Source organism: Microvirga tunisiensis (genome assembly GCF_009296175.1).
Lineage (GTDB): Bacteria > Pseudomonadota > Alphaproteobacteria > Rhizobiales > Beijerinckiaceae > Microvirga > Microvirga tunisiensis.
The window spans coordinates 1-16,347 of sequence record NZ_VOSK01000143.1; the positions used below are offsets into that span (position 1 = coordinate 1).

Here is a 16,347-nt window from a genome sequence, read left to right on the forward strand (position 1 = left end):
GAGGCCGTTCGCCAAGGAGTGCAGGCGGTCATCGCCCGCAGGCCGAAGAACTATGAGAATTATCAGGACATTAAGATGATCCGCCTCCCGGGGATCTGAAGAAAGGCTGCATTATGAAAGAGACTTCGGTGCGGTGCTGCGTGAACGATCCTCACACGTCGTTACCGGCCCTGTGCCGGTGATCCCGATGGCTTGAAGCGCAGCGCTTTTCTTAATCGAGATGGCCGGGACAAGCCCGGCCATGACGTAGCAATTATTAATCTCGGCAAGCCGCAGGCGAGGGAAGTGATTTTATCAGCTCAACGCCGGCTTTGGTTCAAGCTGCTTGATCGCTGGAGCGCGAGCAGGAATATGGAGCGGCTTCGCGTTCATGCGCACCTCGCCTTCCATCTCGCAGTGCCATGGCAGAGCCCCGGCCGGCAGATACTTGCCCAGTGCGTCGAGGACGAGCATGGCGATTGTCACGACGGCGATGATGACGATGGCGACGGCGGAGGCTTGGCTCGCGAGCCCGGCCTCTTCGAGATTGTAGAGCACCACACCGATGGTTTCCGTTCCGGCCGACCAGAGCAGGGCCGAGACGGTGAGCTCGCTGAAGGCGAGCAGGAACGCCATCAATCCGCCGGCGACCGCGGCGGGGAGCAGGGAGGGAAGCACGATGCCGAAGAGCCGCTGCATCAGGCGGGCGCCGTCGATGGCTGCGGCTTCCTCCTGTGCGACATCGATCTGCATCATGCCCGCCAGCACGGGTTTCAGCGCCACCGAGAGGAAACGGGCGAGATAGGCGAACACGATGATCCACGGCGTCGCATAGAGCGAGAAGCCCACGAGCGGCATCGGCTTCAGGAAGAGCAGAATGCACGCGATGGCGAGCACGATGCCCGGCAGCACATAGGAGATCTCGAGGAGGGACACCGCGAGAATTCTCGAGCGTCCCACCAGCCGGATCAATCCGTAGGCGACGGGCACGACGAGTAATGCCAGCACGCACGCCGCACCGCCGGCATAGATGAGCGAGTTCGTGAAGGCGCGGATCGTGACGTCCTGGCGTGCCAGCACTTCGACGAAATTGTCGAGGGTCATCGTCGCGAGCGAGAGAGGCATGCCATAGGACGGAACGAGAGCGGCCGCCAGCAGCGACAGGATCGGCAGGACGAGGGTCACGGCCAGGACGACCGTCACGAAGGTTTCGACAGCAATGCGCGCGCGACCGAGAGGCCAGAACGGTTTCAGGGGCGTGTCGTCCTCCAGATGCACGCCATGCTTCCGCGTGAGGAACTGGCTTGTCGCAACGCAGACGATCGCGATGGCCGCGACGAGAAGGCCGAGGGCAGACACATCGCCGATCATGTCGGTGCCGAAACTCGACAGCCGGCGATAGATGAGCACAGGAAGCGTCAGGTAATTCACTGGCGCGCCGAGCAGCGCCGGAATTCCGAAATTGCCGATGCCGGCCACGAAGGCGAGCAGGGCCGCGCTCACGAGATGCGGGCGCAGCAGCGGCATCAGGTGGTCGACGAGGATGCCCGAGGGTCGGGCTCCGTCGATGCGGGCCGCCTCGACGACGGCCAGCGGGATGCGCTTCAGGCCGGCGCTCATCACCACATAGACGAGCGGCGCATGGTGCAGGCCGAGCACCAGGATGATGCCGCCACGTCCGAGCATCGGATTGGCGCTGCCTGCTTCAGGCGCGAGGCCGAGCGCGTTCAGGATGGGCGAGGCCGGGCCTGCCAGATGAAGAAAGGCGAGGGCGATCACCTGGGGCGAGATCATCACCGACAGGACGAAGAGGAACGACGCGATGCGGCGCCTGCGGATGTCGGTGACGCCGAGGACGAGCGCCATGGCCGTGCCGAGCGGCAAGGCCAGGAGCGTCGACAGCAGCGCCGTCTCCAGGGTCGCGCGGGCCGCGTTCATGGCCGAGCGGCTGGAGAGCGCCGAGAGCATGGCATCGGAATTGAAGACGCCGCCGGGAAAGAGCGCGGCCAGCAACAATCTTGCGGCGGGCAGGACGTCGAATGCAAAGACGATCAAAGCGACAAGAGCAAGAAGGCCGAAACCTCCCCGCTCCAGGAATGACTTGTTCTGAGCGCGATGTCTCACTGCCCGAAGATCTCGGCGAAGGCCGCCTTGTTCTTGGTTTCATCCGCGAGCGCTTTTGCCGCGTCGAAGCCCATGACCTTGATCTGGTCGCGCGCTGGATAGCCGGCCGGCAGCGCGACGGCGGGATGGGCCGCGATATAGCCCTGCTTCAGCGCCAGCTCCTGGCCGTCCTTCGAGAGCAGGAAATCGACGAAGGCGCGGGCGGCGTCCGGGTTCTTCGTGCTCTTGAGAATGGCGACGGGTTCGGATACGGCCGAGACGCCTTCCTTCGGGAACACGAACTCGACCGGCGCGCCCTTGGCCTTCTCGCGGATCGGCATGTAGTCGACGATCACGCCGTAGAGCTTCTGGCCGCCGGCCACCTGCTTCAGCACGTCGCCGTTGCCGCCGCCGGCGATGGCGTCGTTCTCCTTGAGCGCCTCGTAATACTTCCAGCCGTCGTTCATGCTGCCCGTCAGGGTCGCGGCATGGATGAGGGCCGCGCCTGAGGTGAGGGGGCTCGGCATGACGAGCTGGCCCTTGACCTCCGGCCTGGTGAGATCCTGCCATGAGGTCGGCTTGAAGCTCGCCTTGGTGTTGTAGGCGATGCCCGTGGTGATCAGCTTGGTGGCGAACCAGAATTTTTGGGCATCGTGCGTGCCCGCTGGATACGCCGAGACATCGGCCGTCTCATGCGCCAGAAGGCGGTCCTCCTTCTTCAGGCCCTCCATGGTGACGCTGTCGGCGATCAGCAGCACGTCGGCCTGGGGCTGCCCGGCCTCGAACTCGGCGCCCAGCTTGGCGAGGATCTTCGGGGTGCCGTCGCGCACGAAGGTGACGTTGACGCCCGGGTGCCTGGCCTTGAAGGCGTCGACGGTCTGCTGCGCGTCGGTGTTGGGCTGGCTCGTATAGAGGACGAGATTGCCCGCGAGCCCTTGAGCCTGCGCGAACGACGGCACAAGGGCGACGAGCATAGGAAGAAGGATGCGCTTGAAGGACACGGGGCGGTTCCTCGCTTTCGGTAAGGCTTTCCCCGCGCTAGCGGCCTTGGATGACGCCTCTGTGACGATAGGGTAGTGCGCTAAAGGAAAAGGGCCAGCTTTGGGCTGGCCCTCTCGGAAAATCCAAATCCCGCTAAAGGTCAAGCGGCCATTTCAGCGCGCACCTTCGCACGGAACTCGTCGATGGAGACAAGCTTGCCCTGTCGCTCCACGTTCCAGAAGGTCCAGCCGTTGCAGGAGGGGAACCCTTGCGTGAGCGCGCCGATCTTGTGGATCGAGCCGACGATGGCGCCGAGCGCCAGGGTGCCGTCGGCGCGGACCACCGCCTTGTGACGGCGGCGTTCGTCCACCAGCGTCTCGCCCGCCTTCACATGACCGCTCTCGATGAGCGACAGGAAGGGCACGCGCACTTCCGTGCGCTTTTCCGGCGCAGCCGCGATCGACACGTCGGAGAGAGGCTCGACCGCATCGACTCGCGCCCGTGCCGCCTTGGCATAGGTCGAATCGCGCTCGAGGCCGATGAAGTTGCGCCCGAGCATCTTGGCGACCGCGCCGGTCGTACCGGAGCCGAAGAAGGGGTCAAGCACCACGTCGCCGGGATTGGACGACGAGAGCAGGATGCGCGCGAGCAGTGCCTCGGGCTTCTGCGTCGGGTGGACCTTGCGGCCTTGAGCATCCTTCAGGCGCTCGTCGCCTGTGCAGAGGGGGATGAACCAGTCCGAGCGCATCTGCACGTCTTCGTTGCCGGCTTTCAGCGCATCATAATGGAACGTGTAGCCCTTCGAATCCGCGCTCTTCGAGGCCCAGATCATGGTCTCGTGCGCATTGGTGAAGCGGCGGCCTTTGAAGTTCGGCATCGGGTTGGCCTTGCGCCAGACGATGTCGTTCAGGATCCAGAAATCCAGATCCTGCAGGGCCGCGCCCACCCGGAAGATGTTGTGATAGGAGCCGATGACCCAGAGCGTCGCGTTCTTCTTCATCACGCGGCGCGCGGCGGAGAGCCAGGCGCGGGTGAACGCGTCGTAATCGGCGAAGCTCGCGAACTTGTCCCAGTCGTCGTCGACCGCGTCGACGAGGCTCTGGTCGGGGCGCGTCAGCGCCTGTTCGAGCTGGAGATTGTAAGGCGGATCCGCAAAGATCACGTCCACGCTCTCAGGCGGAAGCTTCTCGAGATTGGCGATGCAGTCGCCGAGGAGGATCTCGTTGAGAGGAAGAGATTTCGGCAGGACGGAGAGGGGCGGTTTACGCCCCGTCCGAGGTGCCGGCGCAGACCGCCCGGTACGCGAGACATGGATCCGGGAGGCGGCGCCGGCAGCCCCGGTACGCGAGGTACCCATGGGTGATCACCGGTTACGCAACTGACACTCCGGATCATGGTCCGTTAGGGTAAAGATGAAGTTTCCAAGTGGAAAAAACTGCGTCTTATTTTGGGTCGGCAAAACTTGCCGACTTATTGAAAAGATTGAGTTTTTCTGGTTAACGAGCGTTAAGTTCGGTTACAGGTCCAGTAACCCTTGGCGCAGGGGTGAAAAACTCAGCCGATGGAACGGGCAGGGACCCTCGCTCGCGATCACCGTGAGATGCGCCTTCGTGCTGTAGCCCGCGTTGCTGGCAAAACCATAGGCAGGATAAGCTTGTCCGAGCCTCGCCATCATGCGGTCGCGGACCACTTTCGCCACGATGGACGCCGCTGCGATCGAGGCGATTCGCGAATCACCCTTGATGACCGCTTCCGTCGAGCAGGGGAGGCTCGGCGGATCGTTGCCGTCGACGAAGGCCATGTCGGGCTTGCAGGGAAGCGCGGCGAGCGCCCGGCACATGGCGAGCAGGGAGGCCTGCCGGATATTGATGGTGTCGATCGCCTGATGCGACACTGAGGCGATGCCCACATGGGACGTCGCGAGGATTTCCGGAAACAGCGCCTCGCGCTTGGCCGCCGTCAAAGCCTTCGAATCGGCCAGGCCCTCCGGCACGTTGTCGAGATCGAGCACGACTGCCGCCGACACGACCGGTCCCGCCAGCGGCCCACGCCCGACCTCGTCGAGGCCGGCGATGCAGGTGAAACCCTGCGCGCGGGCGGAGAGCTCGCGGTCGAGGCCGAGGCCGGATTGAGGGGGGCGAATCAGGACGGTCATGGCTCGCAGGCTTATAGGCGATCTGCTTCTTCTCGGGGACCGGACCATTCCGCGCGGGCCATCGGGTCGACGATCGACATGCCTATTCCCTCCGTGGCCCGGGTCGGGATCGTCGAAGGATCGAAGCCGTCGAGGCAGAAGATGTTCACACCGTAATGGTCGGGCGCCGATCGCTTACGGTGAAAGGTGTAGATGCCGCAGCGCGAACAGAAGTAGTGCTTCGCCCGCTTCGTGTTCCACTGATAGAGCGACAGGGCTTCCTCGCCTGCCAGGATGGTCAGGGCGCTCTCGTGAACCTTCGTCATCAGGGCGTTCTTCTTCACGCAGAGCGAGCAGTCACAGGTCGTCAGCTCGACGATCTCCGCGTCGATGCAGAAGCGGACGGTGCCGCAATGGCATGACCCTGTGTGGCGCTCCACGGTGCACTCCGGCGTTTAGGCTTATAAGGAGAAGGGCAATATACTGATCAGCCGCCGCGTGACCAGAGCGATGCTGGGTGAGACCTCCCCGTCATGGTCGGGCCTGTCCCGACCATCTCGATACGGTGAAGCGCAGTGCTTCAATCCATCGGGATCACCGGCACAAGGCCGGTGATGACGTGCAGAGATGACTCGTTGTCTGCATCAGGTGCCGCGCTCCACCTGGGATGACGCGCGGCAAAACGATCAAAACAAACTCAGCTGCCCCGCCTCTTTCGGCGGCACGGTGAACAGGTCCTTGCGCAGGCGCAGGTTCCGCCTGTTCAGCCCGAGCCGCTCGGCGGTGGTCTCGAATCGGCGGCCGAGCATCCAGGCATAGGGGCCGACGCCGGATTGGCGGGTGCTCCATTCGGCATCGTAATCCTTGCCGCCGCGCGCCTCCTGCAGCAGCGTGAAGACGTGCTTGAGCTTGTCCGGATAATGCTCGGCGAGCCAGTCGCGCATCAGGTCCTTGAGATCGTGCGGCAGGCGCAGGAGCACATAGCCCGCTTCCTGCGCACCGGCTTCGGCGCAGGCCTTCAGGATCGCTTCGATCTCGTGATCGTTGATCGCCGGAATGATCGGAGCGACAAGAACCGACACCGGAATGCCCGCATCCGTCAGCTTCCTGATCGTCTCCAGGCGCTTGGCCGGAGCGGCCGCGCGGGGCTCCATGCGCCGGGCGAGCTTCGGGTCGAGGGTCGTGACCGAGATCGCGACCTTGGCGAGCTGCCGTTCGGCCATCTGGCTCAAGATGTCGATGTCGCGGGTGACCAGGGCCGATTTCGTCACGATGCCGACGGGATGGTTCATCCGGTTCAACACTTCGAGGACGGACCGGGTGATGCGGAAGCGCCGCTCCACCGGCTGGTAGGGATCGGTGTTGGAGCCGAGCGCGATCGTCGTCGGCTGATAGTTCGGGGCCCGCAGCTCCTTTTCCAGCAGTTCGGCCGCATTGGGCTTGGCGAAGATCTTGGTCTCGAAATCGAGCCCCGAGGACAGCCCCTGGAAGGCATGGGTGGGCCTGGCGAAGCAATAGGCGCAGCCGTGCTCGCAGCCGCGATAGGGATTAATCGATTTCTCGAAGAGGATGTCCGGCGAATCGTTCTTGGTGATGATCGTGCGCGGCTTCTCGACGATCACTTCGGTCGGCAGGGAGGGCAGCTCCTCCTCGATCTCCCAGCCATCGTCGAATCCTTCGCGCTGCGCCGGCTCGTAGCGTCCGGACGGGTTGGCGGACGCGCCCCGGCCCCGGCGGCGGTCCACCTCGACGCGGTACGCCGTGTCGTCCATGCGCCGCCGCGCGGCCTCCGCCGCTTCCAGCGGGGTGCGCTTCGCAGGCCGGCTGCGGAAGGGATCGCGGGCGGGATCTTTAACGCGAACACTCATGGCGGCCTCGAGCGAATCTATCGTGAAGGCCTCGAGCTTAAGAACAAAACAGGAACAAAATCAAGAGGGCATCGGCAAGTATGTCCTAGCGACGGCATGGCGCGAAGGAGCTATAGTGTTCAGATGATTACCGTTCTCGTTCGCGTCACCCATGGGCCCGAGGCCCTCGCTGCCACCCTGAGCGCCCTCGTTCCGGCTGTTGCCGCCGGGCTGATCGGCGATGCCGTCATCCTGTCCGACAGGCAGGATGAAATCCTTGCGCAAGTGGCCGACGCCGCCGGTGCGACCCTGGTGGTTGCGCAGGGGGATTCCTGGACGGAAGGAGCGAAGGTCGCGCGGCGCGACTGGCTCTTGTGCCTCGATGACGGCGACATTCCGCAGGAAGGCTGGATCCGGGTGCTCGACCGGTTTGTGGCTCTGTCCAAGCCCGAACGCGGACTGGCACGGATGCGGCGACAGCGGGCGGGTGTGGTCAATGCATTCCTCAACCTGTTCGCGCGCTCATCGATACGGGGAGGGGATCTGGTCCATCGCCGCGTGTTGATGAACGAGGTGAGGGCCCACATGCCCGTGCGGCTCTCCGCCACCATCGAGCGCGATCCGGTTTTCGGCTGAACCCGTTCACCCCTTCAGCTTGCCCCGCTTCAGGTGCTCGTCGAGGCGCGGCATGATCTCGACGAAATTGCACGGCCGGTGCCGGTAATCGAGCTGGTTTGACAGAATGCCGTCCCAGGCATCCTTGCAGGCGCCGGGCGAGCCCGGCAGCACGAAGATGAACGTCGTGCCGGCCACGCCAGCCGTCGCCCGCGACTGGATCGTCGACGTGCCGATCTTGTCGTAGGAGATGCGATGGAAGATGGCGGAAAAGCCCTCCATCCGCTTGTCGAACAAAGGCTCGATCGCCTCCGGCGTCACGTCGCGGCCGGTAAAGCCCGTTCCGCCGGTGGTGATGACCACGTCGACGGTGGGATCAGAAATCCAGCCCTGCACCTTCCCGCGGATCGCCTCGATGTCGTCCGGCACGATGGCTCTGTCGGCCAGCCGATGCCCTGCCGTGGTGAGCCGCTCGGCGAGCGTGGTGCCGGACTTGTCGTCCTCCAGAGAGCGCGTGTCGGAGACCGTCAGCACGGCGATGGTGAGCGGAATGAAGGGAAGGGCGTCATCGATGCCGGGCATGGAGGGACTCTCGAATGCGAGCTTTCCATGTAACGCAGGAAGCCTGCACTTCCACAAGCATTCATCCCGAGCCTCTGCTGACACTCTGCCGGAACTGATCCCTCCACGTCATCACCCGCCTTGTGCCGGTGATCCCGATGGAAAAGACACCGCGCTTTTCCAATAGAGATGGCCGGGACAAGCCCGGCCATGACGAAGAGAATTTGTGAACGATTCGGGTTCTGCTCTGCAGCCCCGGAATGACTTCAGACGGTTTGTTTTAAAGCTTGCTCGCCCGGAACGTATCGCAGGCCTGGACCTGTCCGGTTTTCAGGCCCGTGGTGAGCCAGCGCATGCGCTGCTCGGAGGAGCCGTGGGTGAAGCTGTCGGGCACCACGCGGCCCTGGCTCTGCTTTTGAAGCCGGTCGTCGCCGATGGCCTCGGCGGCGCGGATGGCCTCCTCGATGTCGCCCTGCTCGAGCGATTGCCAGCGCTGATTGGAATGGTGCGCCCAGACGCCGGCGAGGCAATCCGCCATCAGCTCGACGCGCACGGAAAGCTGGTTGGCTTCCGCACGCCCGACCTGCTGCTGCCGCTCCTGAACGCGGGGCAGGATACCGAGCTGGTTTTCGACGTGGTGGCCGACTTCGTGGGCAAGCACATAAGCATTGGCGAAATCGCCGCCGGCGCGGAAGCGGCGCTGCATCTCCTCGAAGAACGACAAGTCGATGTAAACGGTCTGGTCGAGCGGGCAGTAGAACGGCCCCATGGCCGATTGCGCACCACCGCAGCCGGACCGGGTGGCATCCGAGAAGAGCACGAGCTTCGGAGCCTGGTATTGCCGGTTGGCCTGCTGGGGCAGCACCGTGTTCCACACGTCTTCCGTGTTGCCGAGAATGGCGGCGGCGAAGCGTCCGGCTTCATCCTGCGGCGCGCCCTGGCGGCCCTGCTGTTGCTGCTGGTAGCCGGAGCCGCCGCCCGTCATCATCTCGGCGCCGCCGATCAGGATGCGCGGGTCGATGCCGAGCGCCCAGCCGACGAGGCCGAGGATCACGATGGTTCCGATGCCGAGCCCACCCGCACCTCCGGGCAGACCCATGCCGCGACGGTCTTCCACATTGGACGAGCTTCGAAAGTCTTCCCAGCGCATGATCCACCTTCAGGCAGCGGCATACCTTACCGCAGAAGCTTAAGGCGTAAGCATATAGACCGGTTCCGAACCGGACTGCGAGAGCCTCTTTACTCCCGGCCGTCCAGAGCCCGCCGCAGGGCCTGGAAATCCCGCCAGCCGAGCCGCTTCTGCAGGGGCTGGCGCAGGAGATAGGCCGGGTGCAGGGTCGGCAGTGCCCTGATCTCGCGCCCGTCCTCGGTCTTGTAGGTGAACCAGCGACCGCGGGTGCGCAGAATCCCGTCCTTGATACCGAGCAGATTCTGGGCCGCGGGACCGCCGAGGCAGAGCACGAATTCCGGGCTCGCCAGCTCGATCTGTCGCGTGATGAAGGGCTTGCAGATCGCCACTTCCTGCGGGGTCGGCGTGCGGTTGCCGGGCGGGCGCCAAGGCACGATGTTGGCGACATAGACCTCCGTGCGGTCGAGCCCGATGGTCGCAAGCATCCGGTCGAGCAGCTGGCCGGAGCGGCCCATGAAGGGCTTGCCGATCCGGTCCTCGTCCGCGCCGGGCGCTTCGCCGACCAGCATGACGCGGCCTTCCGGATTGCCGTCCGCGAAGGCCAGGTTCTTGGCCGAGAATTTCAGGGCGCAGCCGTCGAAGCCCGCCAGAATGGCCTCGAGCTCCTCCAGCGACTGCGCATGGCGTGCCTGCTCGCGAGCCATGCTCGCCACCTCTTCCGGGGCGCCCGCGGCCGCTTTCGGCAACGCGCGAGGAGAAGGAGCTGACGGGGCGGGGGAGGCTTTCGATGCGGGTGCTGGAGGCGGGGCCTTGGCCGGAGCGCGCTCGGCCTTCGGTTCGGCAAAGCGATTGTGCGGGGTCTCGTCGAGCGCAAGATCCGCTCCCGCCTCGACATGGAAGTCGAGGAGCGCCTGGAGAGCATCGCGGTCGGAAGGGAGATCCTGCATGGATCGTATGTAAGCATTCCAAGGGCTGTGGACAACTCAGGTTCGCAAGAGATCCCGACAGATCTGACCTTAGAGCCCCGCTCATAAACCACCAACGTCCTCAGGGTGAGGGCTCGGGGAACCGAACAGTGAGTCAGTCTTTCACGGTATCAGGTCGAAGAGTGTCGGGCTCTCGTCGCATCTGGCGCCTTCGATGGCAAGGAGGCGGCGCTTGGTCGTGGCACCGCCATTGGCCGAGAAGCCGCCGAGCTTGCCGCCCGCCGCGACAACCCGGTGGCAGGGTACGATGACGGCAAACGGATTGCGCCCAAGAGCCTGGCCGATCGCCCGGGCATTGTCGATGCCGAGCCGGGATGCAATCTCACCATAGGTCAGCACGCGGCCCGGCGGAATGCAACGGGCGATCTCATACACCCGACCGTCGAAGTCCGATACGCCTTCCATGTCCAGCGGTACGGCGGACAGATCGCGTGCTTCGCCCCGCAGCAGAGCCGTCACATCGGCGATGATGCCTTGAACGTCCGGTGGTGGCGGGGCCTCGAAGATCCCGGGAAAGCGCTTGGCGATCCGGCCGCGCGTGTCGGATGCGTCGTCCTCGGGGAGTTGAAAGCCCACGACGCCGCGCTCGTTCCAAGCCAGCCCGCAAAGGCCGATGGATGTCTCGAAAAGCGTGTAGAACGCCGGAGGGCTGGATGCATAATCCCGCATGCTCTTTTGTAGACCTCCTGGCGTCGTCGAACAACTCGGGAAGGTCTTCCCCCCTGCGGTGGTCGCTCTGCTTGATTGAGCTGAGCCATGTCCCTCGAAACTGAAGGCGATCATCGGATTTCCGCATAATGTTATGCGGAAAGAGAACTTTCGGCAGCGCATCAATGAAGCTAGGAAGGTGCCTTACTTAGAATGACTTGAGAATTCGGGCAGATCGTTCATATGTAAACCATATGCCCGCTCAGGGGTTGAAGCCGCGTACCAGGAGGAAGCCATGTCCGATCTGCCCGCCCGTGAATCGATGGAGTTCGACGTCGTCGTCGTGGGCGCGGGTCCGGCCGGGCTGGCGACCGCCATTCGGCTCAGGCAGCAGGCGGCCGAGGCGGGGGCGGACATCTCCGTGGTCGTGGTGGAGAAGGGCTCCGAGGTGGGCGCTCACATCCTGTCCGGCGCAGTCATCGACCCGATCGGCCTCGATGCCCTCCTGCCGGATTGGCGCAGCGATCCGGATCGGCCGCTCAAGACCGAAGTCACGGCCGACGAATTCATGTATCTGGGCCATGCCGGCGGCATCCGCATGCCCAACGTGTTCATGCCCAAGCTCATGAACAACCACGGAAACTTCGTCGGTTCGCTGGGCAATGTCGCCCGCTATCTCGGCCGCAAGGCGGAAGAGCTCGGCGTCGAGATCTATCCCGGCTTCCCGGCGTCAGAGGTGCTGATCGAGGACGGCAAGGTGGTGGGGGTGGCGACCGGCGACATGGGCATCAGCCGCAACGGCGAGCCCAACGCCAACTTCACCCGCGGCATGGAGCTGCGCGCCAAGTACACGATCTTCGGCGAGGGTGCGCGCGGCTCGCTCACCAAGCAGATGGTCGAGCGCTTCGGCCTGAACGAGGGCAAGGACCACCAGAAATACGGCATCGGCATCAAGGAGCTCTGGCAGGTCAAGCCCGAGAAGTTCCAGCCGGGCCTCGTGCGCCATTCCATGGGCTGGCCGCTGCCGAACAATGCCGGCGGCGGCTCCTGGCTCTACCATTTCGACGACCATCTCGTGTCCGTCGGCTTCGTGGTGCACCTCAACTACAAGAACCCGACCCTCTCGCCCTTCGACGAGTTCCAGCGCTTCAAGACGCACCCGATGGTGCGCGACGTGTTCGAGGGCGCAAAGCGCATCGGCTACGGGGCGCGGGCGATCATGGAGGGCGGCTGGCAGTCGGTGCCGCGCCTGTCCTTCCCCGGCGGCTGCCTTGTCGGCGACTCGGCCGGCTTCGTGAACGTGCCGCGCATCAAGGGCAGCCACAACGCCATCCTGTCGGGCATGCTCTGCGCCGATCACGTGTTCGCGGCCCTGCAGGCAGGCCGGGCCAATGACGAGGTCTCGTCCTACGAGGAGGCCTGGCGCGCCTCGCCCATCGGCTACGACCTCAAGCGCGTGCGCAACGTGAAGCCGCTCTGGTCGAGATACGGCACGGCGGCCGGCGTGGCGCTGGGCGGCCTCGACATGTGGCTCACCGAGATCTTCGGCTGGTCGCCCTTCGGCACCATGAAGCACGGCAAGCCCGATCACGAGAGCCTGCTGCCGCTCTCGTCTGTGAAGCCGATCAAGTACGACAAGCCGGACGGCGTGCTCACCTTCGACAAGCTGTCCTCGGTGTTTCTGTCCAACACCAATCACGAGGAGGACCAGCCGGTCCATCTCAAGGTCAAGGATCCGGCCCTGCAGAAAGCCTCCGAGCACGATGTCTATGGCGGCCCCTCGCAACGCTACTGCCCGGCGGGTGTATACGAATGGGTCGAGGGCGAGGGCGGCGTGCGCTACCAGATCAACGCCCAGAACTGCGTTCACTGCAAAACCTGCGACATCAAGGACCCGAACCAGAACATCAACTGGGTCACCCCCGAGGGCGGCGGCGGGCCGAACTACGTGAACATGTGAGGGCGCTCGCACTTCTCCTTCCCCTAGGGGTGAGCGGCAGACAGGGTGAGACCTTCACGTCATGGTCGGGCTTGTCCCGGCCATCCCGATTTGAAGAGCGTCGTGCTCCGCGATCGAGATCACCGGCACTAGGCCGGTGACGACGTAGCGGTGTATTCGGCTCCTCACGCGGCTTTTACGTTGCCAGCGGCAATCTTCCCCTTGCGGGCACAGGAGGGAACCGCCATTCTCCGGCCTGATTTGGCGCACATCTCAACCGTCAAGAGATGCTGCGATGATTGGAGCCGCGCTTCGTGCCCATTTTGAAACTGCCTTTGGCCCATAAGGGCCTGCCTGCATTGATGTTTTTGGCTGCCGGCCTCCTGACCGCCCCGGCCGTGGCCGCCAATACGGCCGAGGACGAGGTTCTACGGCCTGCCCAGAGCCTCGAGGGCAACTTCCTGTCGGCCTATGTGGCCGGATCCGCGCGGGATACCGAGGCTGCGACCATCTTCTTCCGCGAGGCGATCCAGGAGGATTCCCGCAACCAGGAGCTTCTGGAGCGGGCCTTCGTGGCTTTCCTGGCCAACGGCTCCATGACCGAGGCCGTTCGCGCGGCCGAGCGCCTCTCCGTGCAGGATCCGTCGAACAACCTGGCGCAGTTCGCTCTCGCGGTCCGCTCCCTGAAGGGCCAGAAATATGCCGATGCCCGCACCCGCCTTTCGAAGGGCACCCGCGGACGTCAGGCGGATCTGACGGCAACGCTTCTCACCGCCTGGACCTATGCCGGTTCCAAGGACGGCAAGCAGGCGCTCGCCACGATCGACAAGCTCAAGAACGAGCGCGCCTTCGACCAGTTCCGCGAATACCACGCCGCCCTCATCGCGGATGTGGTGGGCAACCCGGCCGAGGCCGAGAAGCGCTTCAAGGCGGCCTATGAGGGCGAGCGCAACACCCTGCAGGTGGTCGATGCCTACGGCCGCTTCCTGGCCAAGCGGGGCCGCAAGGACGAAGCCCTGAAGATCTACAAGGCCTTCGACGAGGCGGCGCCGCGTCATCCGATCGTTCGTGCTGCCATGAAGGCGCTTGAGGAAGACAAGCCGCTCATGCCGCTCGTCACCAGTGCGCAGGACGGCGCGGCGGAGCTGCTCTACGGCCTCGGCGTCGTCGGCAACACGCAGGGCGACGAACTCACCGCCATCATCTACCTGCGGCTCGGCCTCGACCTGAAGGGCGATCATCCGCTCGCCCTCGTTACGCTGGGCGACGTCTACGAGCGCCTGAAGCAGTACGACAAGGCCAACGCGATCTTCGAGCGGATCCCGAAGGACTCGCCCGTGCGGCCGAGCGCCGATATTTCCATCGGCCACAATTACGAGCTGATGGGCCGGGGCGACGACGCCATCTCCCATCTCGAGACGCTCATGAAGGAGCGCCCGGACGACGTGGAGGTCGTCATGGCGCTGGGCAACGTGCAGCGCTCGCGCAAGAAATTCGCCGAGGCTGCCGAAACCTACGACAAGGCCATCAAACTGATCGGCCAGCCGGAGCGCGGCCACTGGATCCTCTACTTCTATCGCGGCACGTCCTACGAGCGCGCGAAGCAGTGGGACAAGGCGGAGGCCGATCTGAAGAAGGCGCTTGAGCTCGTTCCCGAGGGGCTTCCGGCCGGCCGGGCGCAGGTGATGAACTACCTCGCCTATTCCTGGGTCGACCAGAACATGAACATCGACGAAGCCTTCAAGATGCTCACGAAGGCCGTGGAGCTCGCCCCCCGCGACGGCATGATCATCGACTCGCTCGGCTGGGCCTATTACCGCATGGGCCGCTACGACGACGCCGCGCGCGAATTGGAAAAGGCCGTCGAGCTGAAGCCGGGCGATCCGACCATCAACGACCATCTGGGCGATGCCTATTGGAAGGTCGGCCGCAAGCTCGAAGCCAAGTTCCAGTGGGACCACGCCAAGAACTCGGATCCGGAGCACGAGGAACTCGTGAAGATCCTCAAGAAGATCGATAACGGTCTGGACGAGGAGCCGAAGCCGGCTGCCGCCGAAAATGCGCCTCCGCCGCAGCCGGAAGTGCCCAAGCAGAACGGCGGGTAAACCTGTTCTGATTCTTTTTAGCGTCATGGCCGGGCTTGTCCCGGCCATCTCGCTTTTATGAGCGCGACGCCTGTCGGATCGGGATCACCGGCACGAGGCCGGTGATGACATGAGAATGTCACTTCCGGCCAGAGATGAGGCGCTCTTCCCATCCGCTCCGCTCTCGGGCATGGAAGCGCCATGCCTCCACCGCTCGCCACCCGCGCTCCCGCCAAGATCAACCTGACGCTCCACGTGCTCGGGCGCCGGGCGGACGGCTATCATGAGCTGGAGAGTCTGGTGGCGTTCGCCGGCACGGGCGACGATCTGCGGCTCGAGCCGGGGCCGAGGCTGGCGCTTCGGGCCAGCGGTCCGACGGCCGCTCTCGCCGGAAGCGATGTCGACAATCTCGTCCTGAAGGCCGCGCGGCTTCTGGCAGATCGTGTGGACGGCTTGCAAATCGGCATTTTCCATCTGACGAAGCGCCTGCCGGTGGCCGCCGGGATCGGGGGCGGATCCTCGGATGCCGCGGCGGCCTTGCGGCTTCTGGCCCGTCTCAACGAACTGCCGCTGTCTCATCCTGCCTTACGGGAGGCGGCCCGCCTGACGGGGGCGGATGTGCCCGTGTGCTTGGAACCGAGGGCCCGCATGATGCGGGGAGCGGGCGAGGCGCTCGGAGCTCCGCTGAACCTGCCGCGCCTGTTCGCCGTGCTGGTCAACCCGCGCGTGCCGGTCGAGACGCCGGCGGTGTTCAAGGCGCTCGGGTTACGGCCCGGCCAGGCTCTGGCGGGGGCGGAGCATCAAAGCGTCGAGCGAAGCGCGCTGATCGACACGTTGAACGCGGCGCGCAACGATCTCGAGTCGCCGGCGCTGCGCATTCAGCCGCTGATCGGCGAAGCGCTCGGCCTGCTCCGGCAGACGAGAGGCTGCCGACTGGCTCGCATGTCGGGGTCGGGCGCGACGGTGTTTGGCCTCTACGACGATTGCGAGGCAGCTGCCGCGGCGGCGAAGGCCGTCAGGCGCGCACGGCCGGATTGGTGGGTGAAGGCGACGAGTCTTCGGTAATTCCGCCTCTCCGTCGTCATCACCGGCCTTGTGCCGGTGATCCCGATTCGAAAAGCACTGAGCATGAGAAAACTGAGATGGCCGGGACAAGCCCGGCCATGACGTGCGGAGTTTATCAGTTTTCTCTTAGAGCGCGTTGACATTCAGGCTTTCGACGGACTCGCAAATCTGATTCAAGCTCCTTTTGGGCGCGGAGGCTTGGGTGAGCGGAGTTCGTCTGATGTTGAAAGATCACCAGTGGGATCGGATGGAGCCGCATTTGCCGGGCAAACGCAT

General features: G+C 64.5%; 14 protein-coding genes. 4 read left to right on the forward strand and 10 right to left on the reverse strand.

Annotated elements, in window-relative coordinates:
• Positions 1-294: 294 nt before the first annotated feature.
• The 6 genes from FS320_RS25495 to FS320_RS25520 all read right to left on the reverse strand — a co-directional run bounded on the left by FS320_RS25495 (position 295) and on the right by FS320_RS25520 (position 6,969).
• Positions 295-2,103, reverse strand: coding sequence for an ABC transporter permease subunit (locus FS320_RS25495; RefSeq protein ID WP_162003229.1), 1,809 nt, complete (start codon positions 2,101-2,103; stop codon positions 295-297).
• Positions 2,100-3,056, reverse strand: coding sequence for an ABC transporter substrate-binding protein (locus FS320_RS25500; protein ID WP_152714714.1), 957 nt, complete (start codon positions 3,054-3,056; stop codon positions 2,100-2,102). The genes FS320_RS25495 and FS320_RS25500 overlap by 4 nt, the downstream gene beginning before the upstream one ends.
• Positions 3,057-3,223: 167 nt before the next feature.
• Positions 3,224-4,420: a site-specific DNA-methyltransferase gene (locus tag FS320_RS25505; RefSeq protein WP_244627370.1), complete on the reverse strand. Its 1,197-nt coding sequence runs from the start codon at positions 4,418-4,420 to the stop codon at positions 3,224-3,226.
• Positions 4,421-4,579: 159 nt separating this feature from the next.
• Complete coding sequence (locus FS320_RS25510) at positions 4,580-5,218, reverse strand: ribonuclease HII (protein ID WP_152714704.1); 639 nt, start codon at positions 5,216-5,218, stop codon at positions 4,580-4,582.
• Between the two features lie 11 nt (positions 5,219-5,229).
• Positions 5,230-5,637 (reverse strand): GFA family protein, encoded by a 408-nt coding sequence (locus FS320_RS25515; protein ID WP_162003231.1) that lies wholly within the window; start codon positions 5,635-5,637, stop codon positions 5,230-5,232.
• Positions 5,638-5,883: 246 nt separating this feature from the next.
• Positions 5,884-6,969, reverse strand: coding sequence for a PA0069 family radical SAM protein (locus tag FS320_RS25520; RefSeq protein ID WP_244627373.1), 1,086 nt, complete (start codon positions 6,967-6,969; stop codon positions 5,884-5,886).
• 219 nt (positions 6,970-7,188) lie between these two features.
• On the opposite strand from FS320_RS25520, the gene FS320_RS25525 reads away from it, so the two are divergent.
• Entirely contained in the window at positions 7,189-7,680 is a 492-nt protein-coding gene (locus tag FS320_RS25525) for a hypothetical protein (protein WP_152714706.1), read from the forward strand.
• A 6-nt stretch (positions 7,681-7,686) separates the two neighbouring features.
• Here FS320_RS25525 and moaB read toward each other — a convergent pair whose 3' ends face one another.
• From moaB to FS320_RS25545, 4 genes are all read right to left on the reverse strand, one after another.
• Positions 7,687-8,241, reverse strand: coding sequence for a molybdenum cofactor biosynthesis protein B (gene moaB, locus FS320_RS25530; RefSeq protein WP_152714707.1), 555 nt, complete (start codon positions 8,239-8,241; stop codon positions 7,687-7,689).
• A 259-nt stretch (positions 8,242-8,500) separates the two neighbouring features.
• Positions 8,501-9,370 carry a KPN_02809 family neutral zinc metallopeptidase gene (ypfJ, locus tag FS320_RS25535; protein WP_152714708.1) on the reverse strand — a complete coding sequence of 290 codons (870 nt, stop codon included), beginning with the start codon at positions 9,368-9,370 and terminating at the stop codon, positions 8,501-8,503.
• An 89-nt stretch (positions 9,371-9,459) separates the two neighbouring features.
• Positions 9,460-10,296 (reverse strand): uracil-DNA glycosylase, encoded by an 837-nt coding sequence (locus tag FS320_RS25540; RefSeq protein WP_152714709.1) that lies wholly within the window; start codon positions 10,294-10,296, stop codon positions 9,460-9,462.
• A gap of 141 nt (positions 10,297-10,437) precedes the next feature.
• On the reverse strand, positions 10,438-11,004 hold the full coding sequence (locus FS320_RS25545) for a methylated-DNA--[protein]-cysteine S-methyltransferase (RefSeq protein ID WP_152714710.1): 567 nt from the start codon (positions 11,002-11,004) through the stop codon (positions 10,438-10,440).
• Positions 11,005-11,278: 274 nt separating this feature from the next.
• Between FS320_RS25545 and FS320_RS25550 the strand changes: the two genes are divergently transcribed.
• The 3 genes from FS320_RS25550 to FS320_RS25560 all read left to right on the forward strand — a co-directional run bounded on the left by FS320_RS25550 (position 11,279) and on the right by FS320_RS25560 (position 16,071).
• On the forward strand, positions 11,279-12,943 hold the full coding sequence (locus tag FS320_RS25550) for an electron transfer flavoprotein-ubiquinone oxidoreductase (RefSeq protein ID WP_152714711.1): 1,665 nt from the start codon (positions 11,279-11,281) through the stop codon (positions 12,941-12,943).
• A gap of 293 nt (positions 12,944-13,236) precedes the next feature.
• Complete coding sequence (locus tag FS320_RS25555) at positions 13,237-15,027, forward strand: tetratricopeptide repeat protein (RefSeq protein ID WP_338105478.1); 1,791 nt, start codon at positions 13,237-13,239, stop codon at positions 15,025-15,027.
• A 180-nt stretch (positions 15,028-15,207) separates the two neighbouring features.
• Entirely contained in the window at positions 15,208-16,071 is an 864-nt protein-coding gene (locus tag FS320_RS25560) for a 4-(cytidine 5'-diphospho)-2-C-methyl-D-erythritol kinase (protein ID WP_152714712.1), read from the forward strand.
• Positions 16,072-16,347 lie beyond the last annotated feature (276 nt).